We start from the raw sequence: 19,334 nt of genomic DNA, 5'->3' as shown, positions 1-19,334 counted from the left end.
CTGGCGCTTGCAAGATAAGCGCCTATGGCTGATTTTGCGCAGGCGTTTCGTCAGCGGGCGTCGCTTGGGTGACGGGAGCAGCCTGGGGCATTCCCGCCTGGGGCAAACCTGCCTGGGGCAATCCCTCGGGGTGGCACCAGTGCCACAGCAACTGGGCCACATCGTCCACGCCCTGCTTTTTGAGGGCGGAGAACAGGCGCACCTCGCCACCGCCCGCATTGAGCTTGGTGATGGACAGGATCTTGGCCTGCTCGGCGCGGGTCAGCTTGTCGGCCTTGGTCAGCACGATGAGGAACTTCAGACCTTGCTCCACGCGAGGACGGATGGCGTCCAGCAGGGCTTCGTCGAGTTCGGTCAGGCCCAGGCGCGGGTCGCACAGCAGCACCACGGCGGAGAGGCTTTCGCGGCTCATCAGATAGTTGAGCATGACGCGCTGCCAGCGCTCCTTGTCGGTGCGGGAGACCGCCGCGTAACCATAGCCGGGCAAGTCGGCCAGCACGGCATCGGTCACGCCCTGCTTGCCCAGCGAAAACAGGTTGATGTGCTGGGTGCGGCCGGGCTTCTTGGAGGCGAAGGCCAACTGCTTTTGCTGGGTCAGGGTATTGATGGCGGTGGACTTGCCAGCATTGGAGCGACCGACGAAGGCGATCTCGGGAACCTCGACCTTGGGCAGCTGATTGAGCTGGGCTGCGGTCGTAAAAAAGCGTGCGGTGTGCATCCAGCCCATCGCAAGCTTGCTGTCGATCAAAGAAAGTGTTTTTCCGGCAGTGGTATCCGGGGAAGCATGGGTCATGACGGTAACTATTTCAGGGAGGCCCATTGTAGAATTTGACGGATTCGCGCTCTCAACAATAGACCCAGCCCCTTGATATGAAGTTGCTTGCCTCTTTGCTGACTGCTGCCATTTTCGCAGCACCTGCCTTCCCCGCATTTTCAGCGGGAGAAACACCTGTCAAGGCGGATGCTGCCAAAGGGCAAGCCAGTTATGGGGCGGTTTGCGTCGCCTGCCATGCCGCAGACGGCAATTCCACCATTCCTCTGCAGCCCAAGCTCGCAGGCCAGCACCCCGAGTATCTGGTCAAGCAACTGCGCGAGTTCAAGGACGGCAAGCGCAACGACCCGGTGATGAAGGGCTTTGCCTCCACGCTCAGCGATGGCGATATGCAGAATATCGCGGCCTGGCTGCATACCCAGGTGCCCAAGAACGGCTTCTCCAAGGACAAGGACTCCATCGCCCTGGGTGAGCGCATTTTCCGCGGCGGCATTCAGGAGCGCCAGATTGCCGCCTGCGCGGGTTGCCACAGCCCCAACGGTTCCGGCATTCCGGCCCAGTACCCGCGTCTGTCGGGTCAGCATGCTGAATATACCGTGAAGTCGTTGACGGACTTTCGCGACGGCAAGCGCAGCAATAGCATTCCCATGGCCCAGGTTGCTGCCAAGCTTAATGATCGCGAAATCAAGGCCGTGGCAGACTATATAGCTGGCTTGCGTTAAAAATCCTTTTCACCAGATGCGCGGGTGACTCCGGGAACTTTCAGGCATCTGGCACCCCCCAAGTCAGGCGGGCCCATCGGCTAGTTCAGCAGATGGCCCGCCTTTTTGCGTTCGGCTCTATCTCATCCCCATGTCAGACCTTCCACTTCGCGATCGTGACTCCTCTCGCTCACAGGCAGTGCGCGCGACTCTGGAGTTGCTGGCCTCCATGCGCTTTGCGATTTCACTGCTCACGGTGATCTGCATCGCATCGGTCATCGGCACGGTGCTCAAGCAACATGAACCGCTGGTCAACTATGTCAACCAGTTCGGCCCCTTCTGGGCGCAGCTGTTTCTGGCGCTCAAGCTCAATGCGGTCTACAGCGCCTGGTGGTTTTTGCTGATTCTGACGTTTCTGGTCATCAGCACTTCGCTCTGCGTGAGCCGCCATGCTCCCAAATATCTGGCCGATATCCGCAATTACAAGGAAAACCTCCGCGAACAAAGCCTCAAGGCATTCCATCATCGCGCCGAGGCCGATGTGGCGGGCAGTACCGAAGAGGCGGCCAAGCGCCTCGGCCAGCAACTGGTATCTGGCGGCTGGAAGGTCAAGATGCAGCAGCGCGACACGGCGGCCGGGCCCGGCACCGGCTGGATGCTGGCTGCCAAGGCCGGTGCGGCCAACAAGCTGGGCTATATCGCCGCGCATTGCGCAATCGTGCTGATCTGTATCGGCGGGCTGTTCGACGGCGACCTCATCGTGCGAGCCCAGATGCTGCTGGGCGGCAAAACACCTTACACCGGCGGCGGCATGATCTCGGACGTGGCGCCCGAGCACCGTCTGTCCATCAAGAATCCGACCTTCCGCGGCAACCTCATGGTCTCCGAAGGTACGCAGTCCGGTACGGCCATCCTGAATCAATCGGACGGCATCTTGCTGCAAGATCTGCCATTTTCGGTGGAATTGAAGAAATTCATCGTGGAGTACTACTCCACCGGCATGCCCAAGCTGTTTGCCAGCGAGATCGTGATTCATGACCGCGCCACCGGCGAGAAGCTGGAAAAGCGCGTGGAGGTGAACCATCCGGCCAGCTACAAGGGCATCGAGATCTACCAGAGCAGCTTCGATGACGGCGGCTCCAGCGTCAAGCTGCATGCAGTGCCCATGGATGGCGTCTCCCAGCCCTTCGACGTGGAGGGCGTGATCGGCAACTCCACCGAGTTCGTGCGCAAGCTGGCCGATGGCCAGCAGGACAAGGTGACGCTGGAGTACACGGCGCTGCGCACCATCAATGTGGAGAACTTCGGTGGCCAGGACAAGGGCGCGGGCACCGATGTGCGCAAGGTCGATCTGAGACAGGCCATTGATGAGCGCCTGGGTGCAGCCCACAAGACCACGGACAAGAAGGATTTGCGCAATATCGGCCCCAGCGTGGGCTACAAGCTGCGCGATGCCTCGGGTCAGGCGCGCGAGTTCCAGAATTACATGCTGCCCGTGGACACGGGCGACGGCCAGCCCGTATTCCTGCTTGGCGTGCGTGAGAACCAGGCCGACCAGATGCGCTATCTGCGCGTGCCTGCCGACCCCGAGGGCACGATGAACACCTTCATGCAGCTGCGTCAGGCCATGCAGAACAAGACCCAGGCCGAAAAGGCGGCGCGCGCCTATGTGCAGCGGGCGGTCGATGTCTCCAAGCCCGAACTGGCCGAGCCGCTGACGCAGTCTGCGCTCAAGGCGCTGGAGCTGTTCGCCGGTCAGGACAGCAAGCTCAAGGCTCCCGACGGCCGTCAGCTCGGTGGCCTGCAGGCGATATCGGGCTTCATGGACAGCAACGTGCCCGAGGCCGAGCGCGAGCGCGCCGGCGAGGTGCTGGTGCGGATTCTGAACGGCGTGTTGTTCGAGCTGGCCCAGCAGGTGCGCCAGCAGGCGGGACTCAAGCCTTTCGAGAACGACGAGAAGACCCAGGCCTTCATGACGCAATCGGTGTTCTCGCTCAGCGATGCGCAGTTCTACCCGGCGCCCGTGGTCTTCATGCTGCAGGACTTCAAGCAGGTCCAGGCCAGCGTGTTCCAGGTGGCACGCGCTCCTGGTAAAAACATTGTTTACCTCGGTTGCCTCTTCCTGATCATCGGCGTTTTTGCCATGCTGTACGTGCGTGACCGCCGTATCTGGATCTGGCTGACCCCTGCGAATGGTGGCAGCCATGCGAACATGGCCTTGTCCACCAACCGCAAGACCATGGATGGCGACCGCGAGTTCGCCATGCTGGCCGACAAGCTGATCGGGGCCAAGCCCTTACAAAAGAAGACTCCCGGAGGTTCTGTATGAACACCGCAACCACGACATTGACTTTGAATGAAGGCTATTTCGCCCGCCGCAACTGGTTTGACTGGTTGTTCGCGGTCGTGGTGGCCGTGGGCCTGGGCTATGCGCTGCAGCGCTATGCCGCCTATATGGATGTGTATGAGAAGGGCATTTTGCTGGCGACCATCCCTGCCATGATCTGGCTGGGCTGGTTCTGGCGCCCGCTGGCAGTGCTGATGCTGAGCGTGGCGGGATGCTCGCTCCTGGCTATCGGTCTTTATCAGGGAGCGGATGGCGGCGAGCTGGCGCGCTCGGAGACCGTCTTCGGCCTGAAGTACTTCCTCTCCAGCCAGTCCGCCATCCTGTGGATGAGCATGGTGTTCTTCATCAGCACGGCTTTCTACTGGATCGGCGTGTTCGCCAAGGGCGAGCGCTCGGTCATGTCGCTGCTGGGTTCGCGCCTGGCCTGGCTGGCCGTCGCGATGGCGCTGATCGGCACCATGGTGCGCTGGTACGAGAGCTATCTGCTGGGCCCGGACATCGGCCATATCCCCGTCAGCAATCTCTACGAAGTGTTCGTCATGTTCTGCTGGATGACGGCCATCTTCTATCTGTACTACGAGCAGCATTACGACACGCGCGCCCTGGGCGGCTTTGTAATGCTGGTGGTCAGCGCGGCCGTGGGCTTTCTGCTCTGGTACACGCTGGTGCGTCAGGCCCATGAGATTCAGCCCCTGGTGCCTGCCCTCAAGAGCTGGTGGATGAAGCTGCATGTGCCCGCCAACTTCATCGGCTACGGCACGTTTGCGCTGTCGGCCATGGTGGCGTTCGCCTATCTGATCAAGCAGCAGGCCACCGAGACCAAGTGGTACAAGCTTGCGCCGCTGTGGCTGCTGGGCGTGGTCCTGTGCTTCGAGCCCATCGTCTTTCGCAAGGGCGCGACCGAGAACGGCGGCAGCTACTGGATGGTGTACTTCGGCATTTCGGCCCTGATCGTGGCCGGCATCCTGCTCTCGCGCAAGCGCATTGCGGCCCGTCTGCCCTCGTTCGAAATTCTGGACGACGTGATGTACAAGGCCATCGCCGTAGGCTTTGCCTTCTTCACCATCGCCACCGTGCTCGGTGCACTCTGGGCGGCCGAGGCCTGGGGCGGCTATTGGAGCTGGGACCCCAAGGAAACCTGGGCGCTGATCGTCTGGCTCAACTATGCGGCCTGGCTGCATATGCGCCTGATGAAGGGCCTGCGCGGCACGGTGTCCGCCTGGTGGGCGCTGGCGGGTCTGGCCGTCACTACCTTTGCCTTCCTGGGCGTGAACATGTTTCTGTCGGGCCTGCACAGCTACGGCGAGCTGTAGGCCTCGCACCAGGCACTCCACAAAACAGGAGCTGCTTGCGCTGATTGAATAAGGATTTCAGGTTGAAAACAGTCTGAAATCCTTGATCAACAAGCGCAAGCAGCTCCTTTTTTATTCAGAAGTTCGGAGGAACTTTGCTGACGCAGGGGGCTTCCAAATCGCACTACTCTTGATCGTCGTTTGGGAGCATTCCTATGCTGATACGTCACCGCAACCAAGGCTTTGAACATCCACTGGGCAGCGAGATCACGCCTCGGACCCAATACCTGCAGCGCCGGGATTTTCTGCAGACCCTGGCCATGGGCGCTGCGGGCGCGACCTTGGCAGGCTGGGCCGGCCGTGATGCGCTGGCTGCGGCCGATCGCGTGCATCTACCCGCACTGAAGGGCGTGGCCAGCAAGGTGGCGGGCGCCATGACCGTGGAGGCGACCACCAGCTACCAGGACGTGACCAGCTACAACAACTACTACGAGTTCGGTCTGGACAAGGACGAGCCCGCACGCAATGCACACACGCTCAAGACCCGGCCCTGGACGGTGCGCATCGAAGGTCTGGTGCAGAAGCCGCAGACCCTGGACATCGACAGCCTGCTCAAGCTCGCGCCCATGGAGGAGCGCATCTACCGCCTGCGCTGCGTGGAGGGCTGGTCCATGGTCATTCCCTGGGTGGGCTACTCGCTGTCCGAGCTGCTTAGGAAAGTGCAGCCGCTCTCCGGCGCCAAGTATGTGGAATTCGTCACCCTGGCTGACAAGGCCCAGATGCCCGGACTCAGAAGCGGCGTGCTGGACTGGCCCTATACCGAAGGCTTGCGGCTGGATGAGGCCATTCACCCGCTGACGCTGCTGGCCTTCGGCATGTACGGCGAGGTCCTGCCCAACCAGAATGGTGCGCCGCTGCGCCTGGTCGTGCCCTGGAAATATGGATTCAAGAGTGCCAAGTCGCTGGTGGCAATCCGCCTGACCGACAAGGAGCCCGGCACCGCCTGGAACAAGGCGGCACGCAACGAGTACGGCTTTTATTCAAATGTGAATCCCGAGGTCGATCATCCGCGCTGGAGCCAGGCCACCGAGCGGCGCATCGGCGAGGGCGGGCTGTTCGCCAAGCGACGCAAGACCCTGCTGTTCAACGGCTATGGCGATCAGGTGGCGTCGCTGTATGCGGGCATGGATCTGAAGAAGTTCTACTGATGCAGGCCTGGTTGCTCAAGCCCTGGGCCAAGCCACTGGTCTTCACGCTGTGCCTGCTGCCTTGCGCATGGCTGTTCTATGCGGCGTTCACCGACGGGCTGGGGGCCAATCCGGCCGAAGCCCTGCTGCGCAGCACGGGCGACTGGACTCTGCGTTTTCTCTGCATCGTGCTGGCGGTGACACCGCTGCGCCAGATCAGCGGCTGGAATCTGCTGGTGCGTTACCGGCGCATGCTGGGTCTGTATGTGTTCTTCTACGCCTGTCTGCACCTGCTTTGCTATGCCTGGTTCGACATGGGGCTGGACTGGGGCGATATCGTGGCCGATATCCCCAAGCGTCCGTTTATTCTGGTGGGTTTCAGCACCTGGCTGCTGCTGCTGGTGTTGGCGGTCACCTCGCCAAAGTTCATGCTCAGGGCCCTGGGCGGCAAGCGCTGGCAGTGGTTGCACCGCGCAGTCTATGTGGCGGTGCCACTGGCCTTGCTGCATTTCTTCTGGATGCGCGCCGGCAAGAACAATTTTGCAGAGGTTGCGGTCTATGCCGCCATTCTCGGAGCCTTGCTGGGCTGGCGAGTGGTGCGCGCTTTCAGGAGCCGTCAGCCGGCTGCGGTACGCAGCTGACGCGAGACCGGGTCGATCTGCGCCGAAGGAAGCCGGTAGGCATCCTGCTCGAACAGGTCGATGCCGCATTGCAGGCCTTCGAGCCAATTGAACAGATCGCCGATCGCCTGCTTGCCCATGATGGGAGCGCCATGCTGGGGCACGATCATGTCGATTTGGAGCTGGCGCGCCATCTGCACCCACAGCCGCAGAATCTTGTTGGAGACCATGTAGCGACGGTGAAAGCCTTCCATGCGTGCGATATGCGGGGCGAGGTCGGTAACGGGCTTCTGGGCTTCTGCGCCGGTGGTCAGGGATACGCCGAGGTCGCCGGTGAACAGAATCTTGCTGATCGGGTCGTAGAAGTGGAAGTTGCCCTCGGCATGCAGGAAGTGCGCGGGCAGCAGCACCAGTTCGCTATGGCCCAAGGGCAGGCGCCCGCCCGCATCGGGCACGCCGATGACGCGGTTTTCCGTCTTGCCCACCTTGGTGAAGTGCGGTGCAAAGCGCTCCCAGATGCGCGAGATGACCAGTTGCGCGCGCGTGCTGCTCATCCAGCGGTCCAGCGAGGCAATGATGTCCGGGTCGGCATGCGAGGCAATCAGATAGGCGAGCTTTTGCGGCGGGAAATGCCGCGACATGCCCATGAACAGCTCGTTGAAAGCCAGGTTGCCGCCGGGATCGATGATGGCTCCCGTGCCGTGGTCCACAATCAGGAACTGATTGGCCTGAATGGCCTGGCCGTCCTCCTCGATGAGGTCGGTGAACATCAGACAGATGTGGTTTTTGTCGCGATAGAGCTCAATGGACATGACGGTTTGTCAAAGGACAAGATGCCGTCACTCTAGAGAGTAAGCCTGGGCGACATGTTGATGTGCATCAAGCCTCAGGGCTTGGCATCGGTCTGGCCCGTCTCGCCGGCCTCGATCGGCGGCTTGGTTTGGGTCGCAGGTGTTTCTGTGGTGGAGGGCTTGCTGGAAATGCCCAGCGTTTCGGGCAGCGTGGCACGGCCCTGGGCGGCAGGATCGGTGGGCAGATAGAGCGGGCCTTTTTGTCCACAGGCCGAAAGTGCTGCGAGGGACGCCGCACAAGCCGCAAGGGCAATGCTCCTGACTAGAATTTGGTTGGCTTTCAACATGGGCAAATTGTAATGACTGACCTTGAATATCTGGACCGCGCCGACCAACTTCTGCTGGCTGTGGAGAAATGCTGCGACCGCATTGATGACGAAACCGATGCCGACCTTGATGCCCAGCGCGTGGGGGGCATGGTGACACTGGTATTTGCCAATCGCAGCCAGATTGTCATCAACCAGCAAAAGCCCTTGCATGAAATCTGGCTGGCGGCCAAGGCTGGCGGCTTTCACTATCGCTTTGACGAAGACAAGAAGGTCTGGCTGGACACCAAGGGTGCTGGCGAGTTCTTTGCCAACCTGACGCAATACGCGAGCGAGCAGTCTGGCATGGCGCTGGAGTTCAAGGCTCTGGCCTGAGCATTCAGGGCGCTGGCATAAAAAAAAGCCTGCCTCGATGAGAGGCAGGCTTTTTGCTTTGCGAGTGCTTAGTTTCTGAACAGGTCCAGAATGCGGCTGCGCTCTTCCGCAGCCGGTGGCTGGGTGGCACCTGGGCCGGCATTGCCACCCGCGTTCGGGTCGGAGGCGCCTTCCATGCCGAGGCTGGAGACGCCGCCGTTGCGGGCGTTTTCTTCGTAATACCAGTCGCCGCCCATATTGACCACGCCGGGCGGTGCCTGCACTTCGGCCACAGGCACGCCCTTGAGCGCGTGCTGCATGAAGCTGATCCAGATGGGCAGGCTCAGACCGCCACCGGTTTCACGCGAGCCCAGATTGCGCGGTGTGTCGTAGCCGATCCAGGAGACCGCTGCAAGGCCGGGCTGGTAGCCGGCAAACCAGGCATCCACCGAGTCATTGGTGGTACCGGTCTTGCCATACAGGTCGGGGCGCTTGAGTGTGGCCTGCGCACGTGCAGCCGTGCCCACGCGTGCCACATCATTGAGCAAGGTGCCGGTGAGGAAGGCATTGCGCTCGGGAATGGCCTGGGGCAGCTCCTTCACCGCCGGAGGGGTGAACTCGGAGAGGATGCGGCCCTTGTGGTCGGTCACGCGGGCGATCAGCCAGGGGTTGATGCGATGGCCGCCGTTGGCAAACACCGAGTAGGCGCCTGCCATCTGAAGCGGCGTGACCGAGCCGGCGCCCAGGGCCATGGTCAGGTAGGCGGGCTGCTTGGCGGCTTCAAAGCCGAAGCGCGTGGCCCATTCCTGCCCGGTCTTGGGGCCGATGGCCTGCAGCAACCGGATGGAGATCATGTTCTTGGACTTGTTCAAGCCCGTGCGCATGGTCATGGGGCCATCGTAGCGGCCGTCGTAGTTCTTGGGCTCCCAGGGCTGGCCACCGGTGGTTGCCGCACTGAAGAAGATCGGTGCGTCATTGATCATGGTGGAAGGCGAGAACCCGTGCTCCAGCGCCGCCGAGTAGATGAAGGGCTTGAAGCTGGAGCCGGGCTGGCGCCAGGCCTGGGTCACGTGGTTGAACTTGTTCTTTTCGAAGTCGAATCCACCGATCAGCGCGCGGATGGCGCCGGTTTGTGTGGACATGGCGACAAAAGCGCCCTCGACCTCGGGCAACTGGGTGATTTCCCAGGCTCCCTTGGCGTTCTTGACGGCGCGGATCACGGCACCGGGGCGGATCTTGATGTTGGGCGGTGCCTTGGGGCTGAGGCCGGACTCGGCGGGCTTGAGGTTGTCGCCGGTGATTTCGAAATGGGTGCCGTCCGCACGGGCCGCGACAATCTTGCGTGGCGAGGCTTCCAGCACCACGGCCGCAACCACGTCGCCGTTGTCGGGGTGGTTGGCCAGGGCGTCGTCAATGGCGTCTTCCAGCTCCTGCGCATTGCTGGGCAGGGTGATGAACTTCTCGGGGCCGCGGTACTTCTGGCGGCGTTCGTAGTTCATGATGCCTTCGCGCAAAGCCTTGTAGGCGGCCTCTTGTTCACCGGCATTGAGGGTGGTGTAGACGTTCAGGCCGCGGGTGTAGGCGTCGTTGCCATACTGGGCAAAGATCAGCTGGCGGGCCATTTCAGCCACGTACTCCGCATGTACGCGGGTCGAGTTGGCCGCCGTGCGCAGCTTGAGTGGCTCCTCGCGAGCCTGCTTGGCCTGCTCTGCAGTGATGAAGCCGTTTTCCTCCATGCGCTCGATGATGTAGAGCTGACGGATGCGGGCGCGCTTGGGGTTGCTGATCGGGTTGTAGGCCGAGGGGGCCTTGGGCAGGCCGGCCAGCATGGCGGCTTCGGCCACCGTGATGTCCTTGAGCGGATGGCCGAAATAGGCTTCGCAGGCTGCTGCAAAGCCATAGGCCCGATTGCCCAGGAAAATCTGGTTCATGTAGATCTCGAGGATCTGCTCCTTGGTGAGCAGATGCTCAAGCTTGAAGGTCAGCAGGATTTCGTAGATCTTGCGGGTATAGGTCTTCTCGGAGGAAAGGTAGACATTGCGCGCCACCTGCATGGTGATGGTGGAGGCGCCCTGGCTCTTGACCTTGCCCAGGTTGGCCAGCGCGGCACGCAGCATGCCCTTGTAGTCCACGCCGCCATGCTCGAAGAAGCGGGTGTCCTCGATGGCCAGCACCGCATCCGTCATGACCTTGGGGATCTCGTTGATGGGCGTCAGGGTGCGGCGTTCTTCGCCGAATTCACCCAGCAGAGCCCCTTCGCTGGAATACACCCGCAGCGGTAGCTTGGGGCGGTAGTCTGCGAGCTCGGAGACATCGGGGAGATTGGGGTAAGCCATGGCCAGCGCCACGGCCACGGCCAGCAAAGCGGCCAGGGCAGCGGCGACGGCAAGTCCGATCAGCCAGAAAATGGAGCGCAGCAGCCAGTGCATGCGTTTCTTGGGAGCTTGGGAGCCAGGCGCTGGGGCCTGGTGGGCAGAATGTTCTGATGGCGGCATTTCGCAGTATTGACAAGGGGTAGGGCATTATAGAAATGCCTCCCGGAAAAGCATCTCGGCGGCTGGTTGGGGGCCGCACTTTGGTCGAATCCTAAATCACAGGGTAAGCACCACTCTGGGCAAGGGGTGGCTTTCCTGCTGTTTGACGTTACACAAGTTTGTCTTTTTTTGGCCACGAAATATGGTGCAAAGCGCTGCAGCAAAGCATGTGCTGCTATAGCTTGCTGCTAGGATTCCAGGGTATTGCTGGCTTTTGTTTCCATTCTTACAAACCTGGGGGGGCATGTTGATTGCTCTGAGTTCTTTATTCAGCCGTCAGCCTGCACCTTTGCTTGGCATTGATGTCAGCTCCTCCAGCGTGAAGCTGGTCGAACTGGCCAAAAGCAAATCCGGCGAGTGGCAATTGGAGCGTTGTGCGATCGAGCCTCTTGAAAAAGGCTGGATCACCGACGGCAATATTGAAAAATTCGATGAAGTGGCAGAGGCGGTACGCCGCCTGGTCAAGAAAAGCGGAACGCGTACCAAGCAGGTTGCCATGGCGCTGCCAGCGGCAGCCGTGATCACCAAGAAGATCACTCTGCCCTCCGGTTTGACCGAACTGGAGATGGAAGTTCAGGTCGAGTCCGAAGCCAACCAGTACATTCCGTTCTCGCTCGACGAGGTGAGCCTGGATTTCTGCGTCGTTGGTCCTTCGCTGGTATCGCCCGGCGATGTGGATGTGCTGATCGCGGCATCGCGCAAGGAAAAAGTGCAGGACCGCCAGGGCCTGGCCGAGGCGGCCGGTCTCAAGCCCATCGTCATCGATATCGAGCCCTATGCCGCGCGCATGGCGGCCACGCGTCTGGTGTCGCGTCTGCCCAATGCGGGGCGTGACGCCGTTGTCGCACTATTCGAGGTGGGGGCCATGACCACCAGCATGCAGGTGCTTCGCAATGATGAAGTGCTGTATGAGCGTGACCAGGCTTTTGGCGGTGCGCAGCTGACGCAGCTGATTGCACGCCAGTATGGTTTCTCTCCGGAGGAAGCAGAAGCCAAGAAACGCAGCGGTGAATTGCCAGATGACTATGCGGCAGGTGTGCTCAAGCCCTTTGTGCAAAGTCTGACCCAGGAAGTGGCACGTGCGCTGCAGTTCTTCTTCACGAGCACTCCCTACAACCGCGTCGACCATATTTTGCTGGCGGGCGGGTCCTCGTCCTTGCCGGGGCTGGTGGAAGCCGTCAGCCAGCAGACGGGTTGTGCCTGCAGCCTTGCCAATCCCTTCGATGGCATGGAAATTGGCAGCGGTGTGCGTCTGAAAAAGATGGCGCGTGAAGCGCCGTCCTATCTGACCTCTTGCGGTCTGGCCATGCGGAGGTTTCAAGAGTGATATTGATCAACCTTTTACCGCACCGCGAGGCAGCCAAGAAGCGCCGCAAAGAGGCGTTCCAGGTCAATATGGTGCTGGCCGCGCTGGGCGGCCTGCTGATCGCCGCGCTGATCTACTGGTACTTCCAGATGATGATCGAGGGCCAGCAGAACAAGAACAATTTGCTGCGTTCCGAAATCAAGGTTCTGGAAACACAGATCAAGGAAATCGAAGGGCTGGAGGCAGAGATCACGGCATTGCGCGCACGCCAGAAGGCCGTGGAGGATTTGCAGTCCGACCGCAATCTGCCTGTCTACATGCTTAACGAACTGGTCAAGCAGCTGCCGGACGGTGTCTACATCAGCAGCATCAAGCAGGACGGCCTGTCTGTGACCATGCAGGGCACCGCACAGTCGAACGAGCGTATCTCCGAGATGCTGCGCAATCTGACCGATGGCTCGCCCTGGTTCTCCAAGCCGGAACTGATGGAGATCGTGGCCAAGACCGTTGATGTGACCGCCAAGGACAAGCGCCGCGCGGCTGCGTTCACCTTGCGCTTCAATCTGACCCGGGCCAGCGATGCAGAGAAAAATCTGCTTGCTGCAAGCCCCTCCGTGAAGGCGCAGTGATGGCAAAGACCAAGAAATCTCTGGATATCGATTTCGCGGCGCTGCAGGAAAAAATTCAGCGCCAATTCCGGAATCTGGATCCCAACGACCCTTCGGTCTGGCCGGCGCTGCCCAAGGCATTGCTGTATGTCGCCGTTGCAGTGGCTGTGGCAGCCTTGCTGTGGTTTGTCATCCTGAAAGACTATGAAGAAGAGCTTGAAGCCGAGCGTGCTGCCGAGGTGACCCTGCGTGAGGACTATTCCAGGAAGATGATCAAGGCCGTGAGCCTCGATGGCCTGAAGAAGCAGCGCGAGCAGGTCCAGCAATATGTGACGCAGCTGGAGAAGCAGCTACCCAGCAAGGCCGAGATGGCCGCTCTGCTTTCCGATATCAATCAGGCAGGACTGGGGCGTAGTCTGCAGTTTGAAGTATTCCGTCCCGGTGGCATGGTGACCAAGGAGTACTACGCCGAGCTGCCGATTGCCCTGAAAGTGACAGGGCGCTACCACGACATCGGTGCTTTTGCCTCGGATATCGCTTTTCTGTCCCGTATTGTGACTTTGAACAATCTGTCGATCGCTCCTGGTGCCGGCGGCAAGGATACGGATGTGCTGTCCATGGATGCTACGGCGCGTACCTTCCGGTATCTGGATGCGGACGAAGTCAAGGCGCAGCGTGACGCAGCCAAGGGGAAGAAATGAGCAAGGCATTCTTGAGCCCTATCTGCTTGCTCCTGATGGGTAGTGCCTTGCTGGCAGGTTGTACTTCTTCCGAAGAGGACCAGTTGCGTGAATGGATGGCGCAGGAGCGCGCCAATGCCAAGCCTCGCGTGACGCCGCTGGAGGAGCCCAAGCCATTCAAGCCTCAGGCATATACAGGGGCCGACGGCATGGACCCCTTCAATCCGCTCAAGCTGATTCAGGTTTTGCGCAAGGAGTCGGCGCAATCCAATATCAGCACGGCCTTGCTGACACCGGAATTGAGCCGCCGCAAGGAACCGCTGGAGGCTGAGCCGCTGGACACCATGACCATGGTGGGCAGCCTGGACAAAAAGAATGTGCCTACGGCGCTGGTCAGAGTCGGTGGCCTGCTTTATCAGGTACGTGTTGGTAACTATCTGGGGCAGAACTACGGAAAGATCACCCGGATAACGGAAAACTCCATCCAGCTCAGAGAGATTGTCCAGGATGGCGGTGGTGACTGGATTGAAAGAACAAGCACTTTGGAGTTGCAGGAGGTTGGCAAATGATGGGTATTAACCGCAGCACTATGGCGAAGGCCCGTTGGGGTCTGACCCTGAGCAGCCTTTTGCTTTCTTCGGCAGCTTGGGCCCAGGCGCGTATCGAGACGGTGACCGGTACTTTGCAGTCAGGCTCCGAGGTCATCCGTGTCGAGATGTCCGAGCCGTTGGCCGCCGATCCGACCGGATTTGTCGTGCAGTCTCCGGCGCGTATCGCGCTGGACTTTCCGGGCGTGAGCAACGGCTCGGGCAAGTCACTGCTGGAATTCAATCAAGGCAATCTGCGCTCGGCGAATCTGGTGGAGGCATCGGGCCGCTCGCGTCTGGTACTGAACCTGAAGACGGCCACCACCTACCGCCTGCAGCGGCAGGGAAACTCTCTGCTGATCCTGCTTGATCCCGCCGGTGCTGCGGCATCTGCTACGGCTGCAGCGCCTGCCATGGCTCCGGTATTCGAGAGCAAGACAGCCTCCTCCGATGCCGCACCGATTCGTGGTATCGACTTTCGCCGCGGCAGTGATGGCTCCGGCCGGATCGTGGTCAGCCTTGGCAGCAGCCAGATTGGGGTGGATCTGCGCCAGGAGGGCAAGGGCCTGACGGTGGACTTCCTGCGTACAGCCCTGCCTGAGAGTCTGCGCAAAAAACTGGATGTGGGAGATTTCGGCACGCCGGTGCAGACGATCTCGACCACCCAGCAAGGCGACCGGGTGCGCATGCGTATCGACCCCGTGGGTGACTGGGAGCACAGCGCCTATCAGAGTGACAATCAGTTTGTGGTGGAAGTGCGCCAGAAAAAGATCGATACCAGCAAGCTGACCCAGGGCCCGGGATACAGCGGCGAAAAACTGTCGCTCAATTTTCAGAATATTGAAGTGCGCTCCCTGCTGCAGGTCATCGCGGATTTCACGAACTTCAATATTGTCACCTCGGATACGGTCACCGGTGCTTTGACGCTACGCCTGAAGGATGTCCCCTGGGATCAGGCTCTGCAGATCATCATGGATGCCAAGGGGCTGGGCATGCGCAAGTCCGGCTCGGTGCTCTGGATCGCTCCCAAGGACGAGATCGATGCACGTACCAAGCGTGACTATGAGGCTGCCATGGAGATTCAGAAGCTCGAGCCTCTGCGCACGCAAGGCTTCCAGCTCAACTATGCAAAAGCCGCAGACATCCTGCAGCAGATCACGACTTCGACAGGTGGCGGCGGCGGTACAGGGGCCAGTACGCGCTTCCTGTCATCGCGAGGTTCCGCTATTTCCGAGCCCCGTACCAATCAGCTGTTTGTGACGGACACGCCGACCAAGCTCGAGGAGATGAAGGCTTTGCTGGTGACCCTGGATGTGCCCGTGCGTCAGGTCATGATTGAGGCTCGCATTGTCGAGGCGCGCGACACCTTCGGTCGTTCGCTGGGTGTGAAGTTTGGTGGTGGAGCGGTTGGCAGCAATGCTTCCATGACATCGTCTCAGTTCTTGCCTGATAGTGGATCGGGATCTAGCTCCAAGTTTCCAAGTGGCAATTTTGTCAATTTGCCGGCCAGCGTCTCAGGAATCAACACTGTAGGGCAGGTCGCATTTTCGGTCTTCAATAGCTCGATGACGCGTTTTCTGTCACTGGAATTGTCCGCTCTGGAAGCTGAAGGTGATGGCAAGATCATCTCCAACCCTCGTCTGGTGACGGCAGACCAGAACAAGGCCTTGATTGAGCAAGGCACGGAATATCCGTATTCCGTCACGGCGCCGAATGGCGCTACGACGATTTCGTTCAAGAAGGCGGTGCTGAAGCTGGAGGTGACTCCACAGATCACTCCTGAAGGCGACATCATTCTGGATCTGGATGTGAACAAGGACAGCCGTGGCGAGACCACGACCCAGGGTGTGGCCATTGATACCAAGCACATCAAGACCCAGGTGCTGGTCGAAAATGGTGGCACCGTGGTGATCGGCGGCATCTTTGAAATGGAGGAAACCAACCAGCTCAACAAGGTGCCGCTGTTCGGTGATCTGCCAGTCTTGGGGCATTTGTTCCGCAGCAACACCAAGGCCTCTACCAAGCGTGAAATGCTGGTTTTCATCACTCCCAAGATGCTGAACCAGGCACGCAGCAGCAGCAAATAGCCGTTATCAGTTTTGGCATGGGGCCCGCATGAATGAATGCGGGCCTTTTTGTTTGTAATATCTGCGGGCTGCGAGAATCACGGACTGGCCGGATTGGCGGATGACGGTAACGCGATGACTGTTACAAATAAATTTCATATTGCTCTTGTGGGATTGCCGGGCTGCGGCAAATCCACCATCGGACGCTATCTTGCCAAGCGCTGGTCCATGCCTTTTGTGGACGTGGATACGGCCATTGAAGAGCACATCGGCTGCACGATTCGCGAATTCTTTGCCAAGGAAGGCGAGCCCAGGTTCCGGGATGTCGAGCAGGAGGTGCTGGCAGTGCTGCTTGCGCGCCCCGAGAAAACAGTGGTTGCCACAGGTGGCGGTGCCGTGCTGAAGGCTGAGAACCGACGGGAGCTGGCAGAGCATGCTCAGGTGGTTTATCTGAGCGCGTCACCGCATGAAATTGCCAAGCGTCTGCAGCGGGATACTCAGCGTCCCCTGTTGCAGGTGGACAATCCCTTGCAGCGATTGCTGGATCTGCATGCCCTAAGGGACCCGTTCTACAAGGAGGTGGCGGACTTTGTGGTGGCGGGAAGCGGCCTGTCCGCTGCGCAGGTGGCCCAGCGAGTGGCCATGCAGATCGAACTTGGTCAGCATTCGTGATGGGGCTGAAGCGCCGGTTGGCCAACACGCTGTATGCCGTGCCTGCGATGTATTTTGAGAGAGGTTGAACGTGGAAATAGTGCGTATTGATCTGGGAGAGCGCAGCTATCCCATCGTGATTGCAGAGGGCCAGCTTGCCCTGGGCTCCACGTGGCAGGCCTTGCCCAAGGCGGCGTCGGCGTTGATCGTGACGAATGATGTGGTGGCTCCGCTATACCTGTCGGCGCTCAAGCAGGCTTTGAGCAGCCAATATGCCCAGGTTCATGAGGTGGTGCTGCCCGATGGCGAAGCGCACAAGGACTGGCAGACGCTGAACCTGATTTTCGACGCCCTGCTGCAGCACGGCTGCGACCGCAAGACGGTGCTGTTTGCACTGGGTGGCGGGGTGGTGGGGGATATGACGGGTTTTGCTGCCGCCAGCTATATGCGCGGCGTGCCTTTTGTGCAGGTGCCGACCACGCTGCTTTCCCAGGTCGACTCCTCGGTGGGCGGCAAGACGGCCATCAACCACCCGCTGGGCAAGAACATGATTGGGGCCTTCTACCAGCCGCAGTTGGTGCTTTGCGATCTGGTCACGCTGGATACCCTGGCTGAGCGCGAATTGAGCGCAGGTCTGGGTGAAATCATCAAATACGGCCCGATTGCCGATATGCAGTTCTTTGACTGGCTCGAGCAGAACATGGACGGCCTGCTGCGCCGTGATCGCGGCCTGCTTGCCCATGCCGTCAAGCGCAGCGTGGAAATCAAGGCCTGGGTGGTGGGCCAGGACGAGAAGGAGTCCGGTCTGCGCGCAATTCTCAATTTTGGTCACACCTTTGGCCATGCGATCGAGGCCGGCATGGGCTATGGCAACTGGCTGCACGGAGAGGGCGTGGCGGCCGGCATGGTGATGGCGGCAGAGCTCTCCCTGCGTCTGGGCATGGTGGATGCGAGCTTTGTGACTCGCCTGCGTACTCTGATTGGGCGTGCGGGTTTGCCGGTGCGCGGAGCGGTCATCGATGCCCGCGACAACGCCGGCCGATATCTGGAGCTGATGCGGGTCGACAAGAAATCCGAAGCCGGTGAAATCCGCTTTGTGCTGATCGATGGCCCCGGCAAGGCTGTGATGCGCTCTGCTCCAGATGCGCTGGTGCGCGAAATGATAGACAGCTGCTGCGCTTGACGGGTTGGGGGTGCGGGGCTGGCCCTAGCTGTTAGAGTCATTGCATCGAGTTGTTGAGGCGATTTGCATGACTGCTCTGGCTCCCTATGCCTGCCATCCCCAGCAAAGCCGTGGACGTCGCTTTGCCGAACCCCAGGCCCCCACGCGCAGCGATTTTCAGCGCGACCGGGACCGCATTGTTCACTCCTCGGCCTTCAGGCGACTGGTCTACAAGACCCAGGTCTTTGTCAACCATGAGGGAGATCTGTTTCGTACCCGGCTCACGCATTCTCTGGAGGTGGCTCAACTGGGGCGCTCCATCGCGCGGTCTTTGCGCCTGGACGAAGACCTGGTTGAAGCCATCTGCCTGGCCCATGATTTGGGACACACGCCGTTTGGACATGCGGGGCAGGATGCGCTCAACGAGTGCATGAAGCCTCATGGCGGCTTTGAACACAATCTGCAAAGTCTGCGGGTGGTCGACAGGCTGGAGGAGCGCTATCCGGCCTTTGATGGTCTGAACCTGACTTTTGAGACGCGAGAAGGCATTCTCAAGCATTGTTCGCGCGGCAATGCGCAGATATTGAATGCGCGCGAGCCTGGCGGGGTAGCTCAGCGCTTTCTGGACGGAACCCAGCCTTCTCTGGAGGCCCAGCTATGCAATCTGGCCGACGCGATTGCCTATAACGCCCATGATGTCGACGATGGCGTTCGGTCAGGCTTGATCACCATGGCCCAGTTGCGCGATGCCGTGCCTTTGTTTGCTCGCTACCATGCGGCCACTTTGGCGCAGTGGCCCGATCTGGCAGTGCCGGATGCCCAGCGCAAGCTGCTCTATGAAAGCATTCGCCGCATGCTCAGTGATCAGGTCTATGACGTTATCCGTCACTCATCGGCCAGCCTCGAGGAGGCGGGTGTGCGCTCGGTGCAGCAGGTGCGCCAGCATGGGCAGACGCTGATAGGTTTCAGTCCGGAGATGAAGACACAGTCCCTGGTGCTCAAGCAGTTTTTGTTCCATCAGCTCTATCGGCATCCTCAGGTCATGCAGACCATGAACAATGCCCAGCAGGTCGTGAAAGAGCTGTTTGCCGCCTATATGCTGGAGCCCGAGCGCATGAAACCTCGCTTTGTGCAGCGCGCCCACCTTGCCGATACCCTGCATGAGCGCGCGCGCGTGGTGGCCGACTTTGTTGCGGGTATGACGGACCGCTATGCGGCGCACGAGCATGAGCGCATCACCGGGATGAGACTGCTGGCAGAGGCCTGAAGGATGCTCGCCAACGGTCTTGCGGTCGTTGGCAAGCATGGCCCATGCCGGGTCGCTAAAATATCTGCTCTGTGTATCTAGAG

At 60.2% G+C, this 19,334-nt stretch carries 18 protein-coding genes; 14 read left to right on the top strand and 4 right to left on the bottom strand.

Annotated features, from left to right (window positions below; all coding sequences use genetic code 11):
* Positions 1-22: 22 nt before the first annotated feature.
* Complete coding sequence (yihA, locus tag DJFAAGMI_RS15465) at positions 23-793, bottom strand: ribosome biogenesis GTP-binding protein YihA/YsxC (RefSeq protein WP_249334348.1); 771 nt, start codon at positions 791-793, stop codon at positions 23-25.
* Between the two features lie 77 nt (positions 794-870).
* Between yihA and DJFAAGMI_RS15460 the strand changes: the two genes are divergently transcribed.
* The 5 genes from DJFAAGMI_RS15460 to DJFAAGMI_RS15440 all read left to right on the top strand — a co-directional run bounded on the left by DJFAAGMI_RS15460 (position 871) and on the right by DJFAAGMI_RS15440 (position 6,940).
* Positions 871-1,494, top strand: coding sequence for a c-type cytochrome (locus DJFAAGMI_RS15460; protein WP_211457784.1), 624 nt, complete (start codon positions 871-873; stop codon positions 1,492-1,494).
* A gap of 130 nt (positions 1,495-1,624) precedes the next feature.
* Positions 1,625-3,802: a cytochrome c biogenesis protein ResB gene (locus tag DJFAAGMI_RS15455; protein WP_211457783.1), complete on the top strand. Its 2,178-nt coding sequence runs from the start codon at positions 1,625-1,627 to the stop codon at positions 3,800-3,802.
* Positions 3,799-5,133 carry a c-type cytochrome biogenesis protein CcsB gene (ccsB, locus tag DJFAAGMI_RS15450; RefSeq protein ID WP_043003569.1) on the top strand — a complete coding sequence of 445 codons (1,335 nt, stop codon included), beginning with the start codon at positions 3,799-3,801 and terminating at the stop codon, positions 5,131-5,133. Before DJFAAGMI_RS15455 ends, ccsB begins: the two co-directional genes overlap by 4 nt.
* Before the next feature lie 194 nt (positions 5,134-5,327).
* Positions 5,328-6,320, top strand: coding sequence for a protein-methionine-sulfoxide reductase catalytic subunit MsrP (msrP, locus tag DJFAAGMI_RS15445; protein ID WP_211457782.1), 993 nt, complete (start codon positions 5,328-5,330; stop codon positions 6,318-6,320).
* Positions 6,320-6,940: a protein-methionine-sulfoxide reductase heme-binding subunit MsrQ gene (locus DJFAAGMI_RS15440; protein ID WP_211457781.1), complete on the top strand. Its 621-nt coding sequence runs from the start codon at positions 6,320-6,322 to the stop codon at positions 6,938-6,940. Before msrP ends, DJFAAGMI_RS15440 begins: the two co-directional genes overlap by 1 nt.
* Here the strand turns inward: DJFAAGMI_RS15440 and DJFAAGMI_RS15435 are convergent.
* Positions 6,916-7,731 carry an oxygen-binding di-iron domain-containing protein gene (locus tag DJFAAGMI_RS15435; protein WP_211457780.1) on the bottom strand — a complete coding sequence of 272 codons (816 nt, stop codon included), beginning with the start codon at positions 7,729-7,731 and terminating at the stop codon, positions 6,916-6,918. The two genes, DJFAAGMI_RS15440 and DJFAAGMI_RS15435, sit on opposite strands and share 25 nt — an antisense overlap.
* Positions 7,732-7,805: 74 nt before the next feature.
* A complete protein-coding gene (gene lptM / locus DJFAAGMI_RS15430; protein WP_211457779.1) occupies positions 7,806-8,057 on the bottom strand; it encodes an LPS translocon maturation chaperone LptM in 252 nt (83 codons plus the stop codon).
* Positions 8,058-8,069: 12 nt separating this feature from the next.
* Between lptM and cyaY the strand changes: the two genes are divergently transcribed.
* Positions 8,070-8,411: an iron donor protein CyaY gene (gene cyaY, locus DJFAAGMI_RS15425; protein WP_003058729.1), complete on the top strand. Its 342-nt coding sequence runs from the start codon at positions 8,070-8,072 to the stop codon at positions 8,409-8,411.
* 68 nt (positions 8,412-8,479) lie between these two features.
* Here the strand turns inward: cyaY and DJFAAGMI_RS15420 are convergent, their stop codons facing one another.
* Positions 8,480-10,819 carry a penicillin-binding protein 1A gene (locus DJFAAGMI_RS15420; protein WP_211457778.1) on the bottom strand — a complete coding sequence of 780 codons (2,340 nt, stop codon included), beginning with the start codon at positions 10,817-10,819 and terminating at the stop codon, positions 8,480-8,482.
* Between the two features lie 349 nt (positions 10,820-11,168).
* On the opposite strand from DJFAAGMI_RS15420, the gene DJFAAGMI_RS15415 reads away from it, so the two are divergent.
* From DJFAAGMI_RS15415 to DJFAAGMI_RS15380, 8 genes are all read left to right on the top strand, one after another.
* Positions 11,169-12,251, top strand: coding sequence for a pilus assembly protein PilM (locus tag DJFAAGMI_RS15415; protein ID WP_370527729.1), 1,083 nt, complete (start codon positions 11,169-11,171; stop codon positions 12,249-12,251).
* Positions 12,248-12,859: a PilN domain-containing protein gene (locus DJFAAGMI_RS15410; protein ID WP_211457777.1), complete on the top strand. Its 612-nt coding sequence runs from the start codon at positions 12,248-12,250 to the stop codon at positions 12,857-12,859. Before DJFAAGMI_RS15415 ends, DJFAAGMI_RS15410 begins: the two co-directional genes overlap by 4 nt.
* Positions 12,859-13,539, top strand: a complete 681-nt coding sequence (locus DJFAAGMI_RS15405; protein WP_211457776.1) for a type IV pilus inner membrane component PilO — start codon at positions 12,859-12,861, stop codon at positions 13,537-13,539. The genes DJFAAGMI_RS15410 and DJFAAGMI_RS15405 overlap by 1 nt, the downstream gene beginning before the upstream one ends.
* A complete protein-coding gene (locus DJFAAGMI_RS15400) occupies positions 13,536-14,087 on the top strand; it encodes a pilus assembly protein PilP (RefSeq protein ID WP_211457775.1) in 552 nt (183 codons plus the stop codon). The genes DJFAAGMI_RS15405 and DJFAAGMI_RS15400 overlap by 4 nt, the downstream gene beginning before the upstream one ends.
* Positions 14,084-16,192 (top strand): type IV pilus secretin PilQ, encoded by a 2,109-nt coding sequence (gene pilQ, locus DJFAAGMI_RS15395; protein ID WP_211457774.1) that lies wholly within the window; start codon positions 14,084-14,086, stop codon positions 16,190-16,192. The genes DJFAAGMI_RS15400 and pilQ overlap by 4 nt, the downstream gene beginning before the upstream one ends.
* A 114-nt stretch (positions 16,193-16,306) precedes the next feature.
* Positions 16,307-16,843 (top strand): shikimate kinase, encoded by a 537-nt coding sequence (locus DJFAAGMI_RS15390; RefSeq protein ID WP_019043032.1) that lies wholly within the window; start codon positions 16,307-16,309, stop codon positions 16,841-16,843.
* A 64-nt stretch (positions 16,844-16,907) separates the two neighbouring features.
* The gene (aroB, locus tag DJFAAGMI_RS15385) at positions 16,908-18,005 is read left to right on the top strand and encodes a 3-dehydroquinate synthase (protein WP_211457773.1); all 1,098 of its coding nucleotides are present in this window, start codon (positions 16,908-16,910) and stop codon (positions 18,003-18,005) included.
* A gap of 67 nt (positions 18,006-18,072) precedes the next feature.
* Complete coding sequence (locus DJFAAGMI_RS15380; protein WP_211457772.1) at positions 18,073-19,251, top strand: deoxyguanosinetriphosphate triphosphohydrolase; 1,179 nt, start codon at positions 18,073-18,075, stop codon at positions 19,249-19,251.
* Positions 19,252-19,334 lie beyond the last annotated feature (83 nt).

The sequence above is a fragment of the Comamonas brasiliensis genome, from assembly GCF_018292285.1.
GTDB lineage: Bacteria > Pseudomonadota > Gammaproteobacteria > Burkholderiales > Burkholderiaceae_C > Comamonas > Comamonas brasiliensis.
This window is presented reverse-complemented; position numbering and strand designations above follow the sequence as displayed.

Bases quoted from the DNA above. Each gene is read 5' to 3' on its own strand.
- yihA (WP_249334348.1), bottom strand. From the start codon at position 793: ATGACCCATGCTTCCCCGGATACCACTGCCGGAAAAACACTTTCTTTG.
- DJFAAGMI_RS15460 (WP_211457784.1), top strand. From the start codon at position 871: ATGAAGTTGCTTGCCTCTTTGCTGACTGCTGCCATTTTCGCAGCACCT.
- DJFAAGMI_RS15455 (WP_211457783.1), top strand. From the start codon at position 1,625: ATGTCAGACCTTCCACTTCGCGATCGTGACTCCTCTCGCTCACAGGCA.
- ccsB (WP_043003569.1), top strand. From the start codon at position 3,799: ATGAACACCGCAACCACGACATTGACTTTGAATGAAGGCTATTTCGCC.
- msrP (WP_211457782.1), top strand. From the start codon at position 5,328: ATGCTGATACGTCACCGCAACCAAGGCTTTGAACATCCACTGGGCAGC.
- DJFAAGMI_RS15440 (WP_211457781.1), top strand. From the start codon at position 6,320: ATGCAGGCCTGGTTGCTCAAGCCCTGGGCCAAGCCACTGGTCTTCACG.
- DJFAAGMI_RS15435 (WP_211457780.1), bottom strand. From the start codon at position 7,731: ATGTCCATTGAGCTCTATCGCGACAAAAACCACATCTGTCTGATGTTC.
- lptM (WP_211457779.1), bottom strand. From the start codon at position 8,057: ATGTTGAAAGCCAACCAAATTCTAGTCAGGAGCATTGCCCTTGCGGCT.
- cyaY (WP_003058729.1), top strand. From the start codon at position 8,070: ATGACTGACCTTGAATATCTGGACCGCGCCGACCAACTTCTGCTGGCT.
- DJFAAGMI_RS15420 (WP_211457778.1), bottom strand. From the start codon at position 10,819: ATGCACTGGCTGCTGCGCTCCATTTTCTGGCTGATCGGACTTGCCGTC.
- DJFAAGMI_RS15415 (WP_370527729.1), top strand. From the start codon at position 11,169: ATGTTGATTGCTCTGAGTTCTTTATTCAGCCGTCAGCCTGCACCTTTG.
- DJFAAGMI_RS15405 (WP_211457776.1), top strand. From the start codon at position 12,859: ATGGCAAAGACCAAGAAATCTCTGGATATCGATTTCGCGGCGCTGCAG.
- DJFAAGMI_RS15400 (WP_211457775.1), top strand. From the start codon at position 13,536: ATGAGCAAGGCATTCTTGAGCCCTATCTGCTTGCTCCTGATGGGTAGT.
- pilQ (WP_211457774.1), top strand. From the start codon at position 14,084: ATGATGGGTATTAACCGCAGCACTATGGCGAAGGCCCGTTGGGGTCTG.
- DJFAAGMI_RS15390 (WP_019043032.1), top strand. From the start codon at position 16,307: ATGACTGTTACAAATAAATTTCATATTGCTCTTGTGGGATTGCCGGGC.
- DJFAAGMI_RS15380 (WP_211457772.1), top strand. From the start codon at position 18,073: ATGACTGCTCTGGCTCCCTATGCCTGCCATCCCCAGCAAAGCCGTGGA.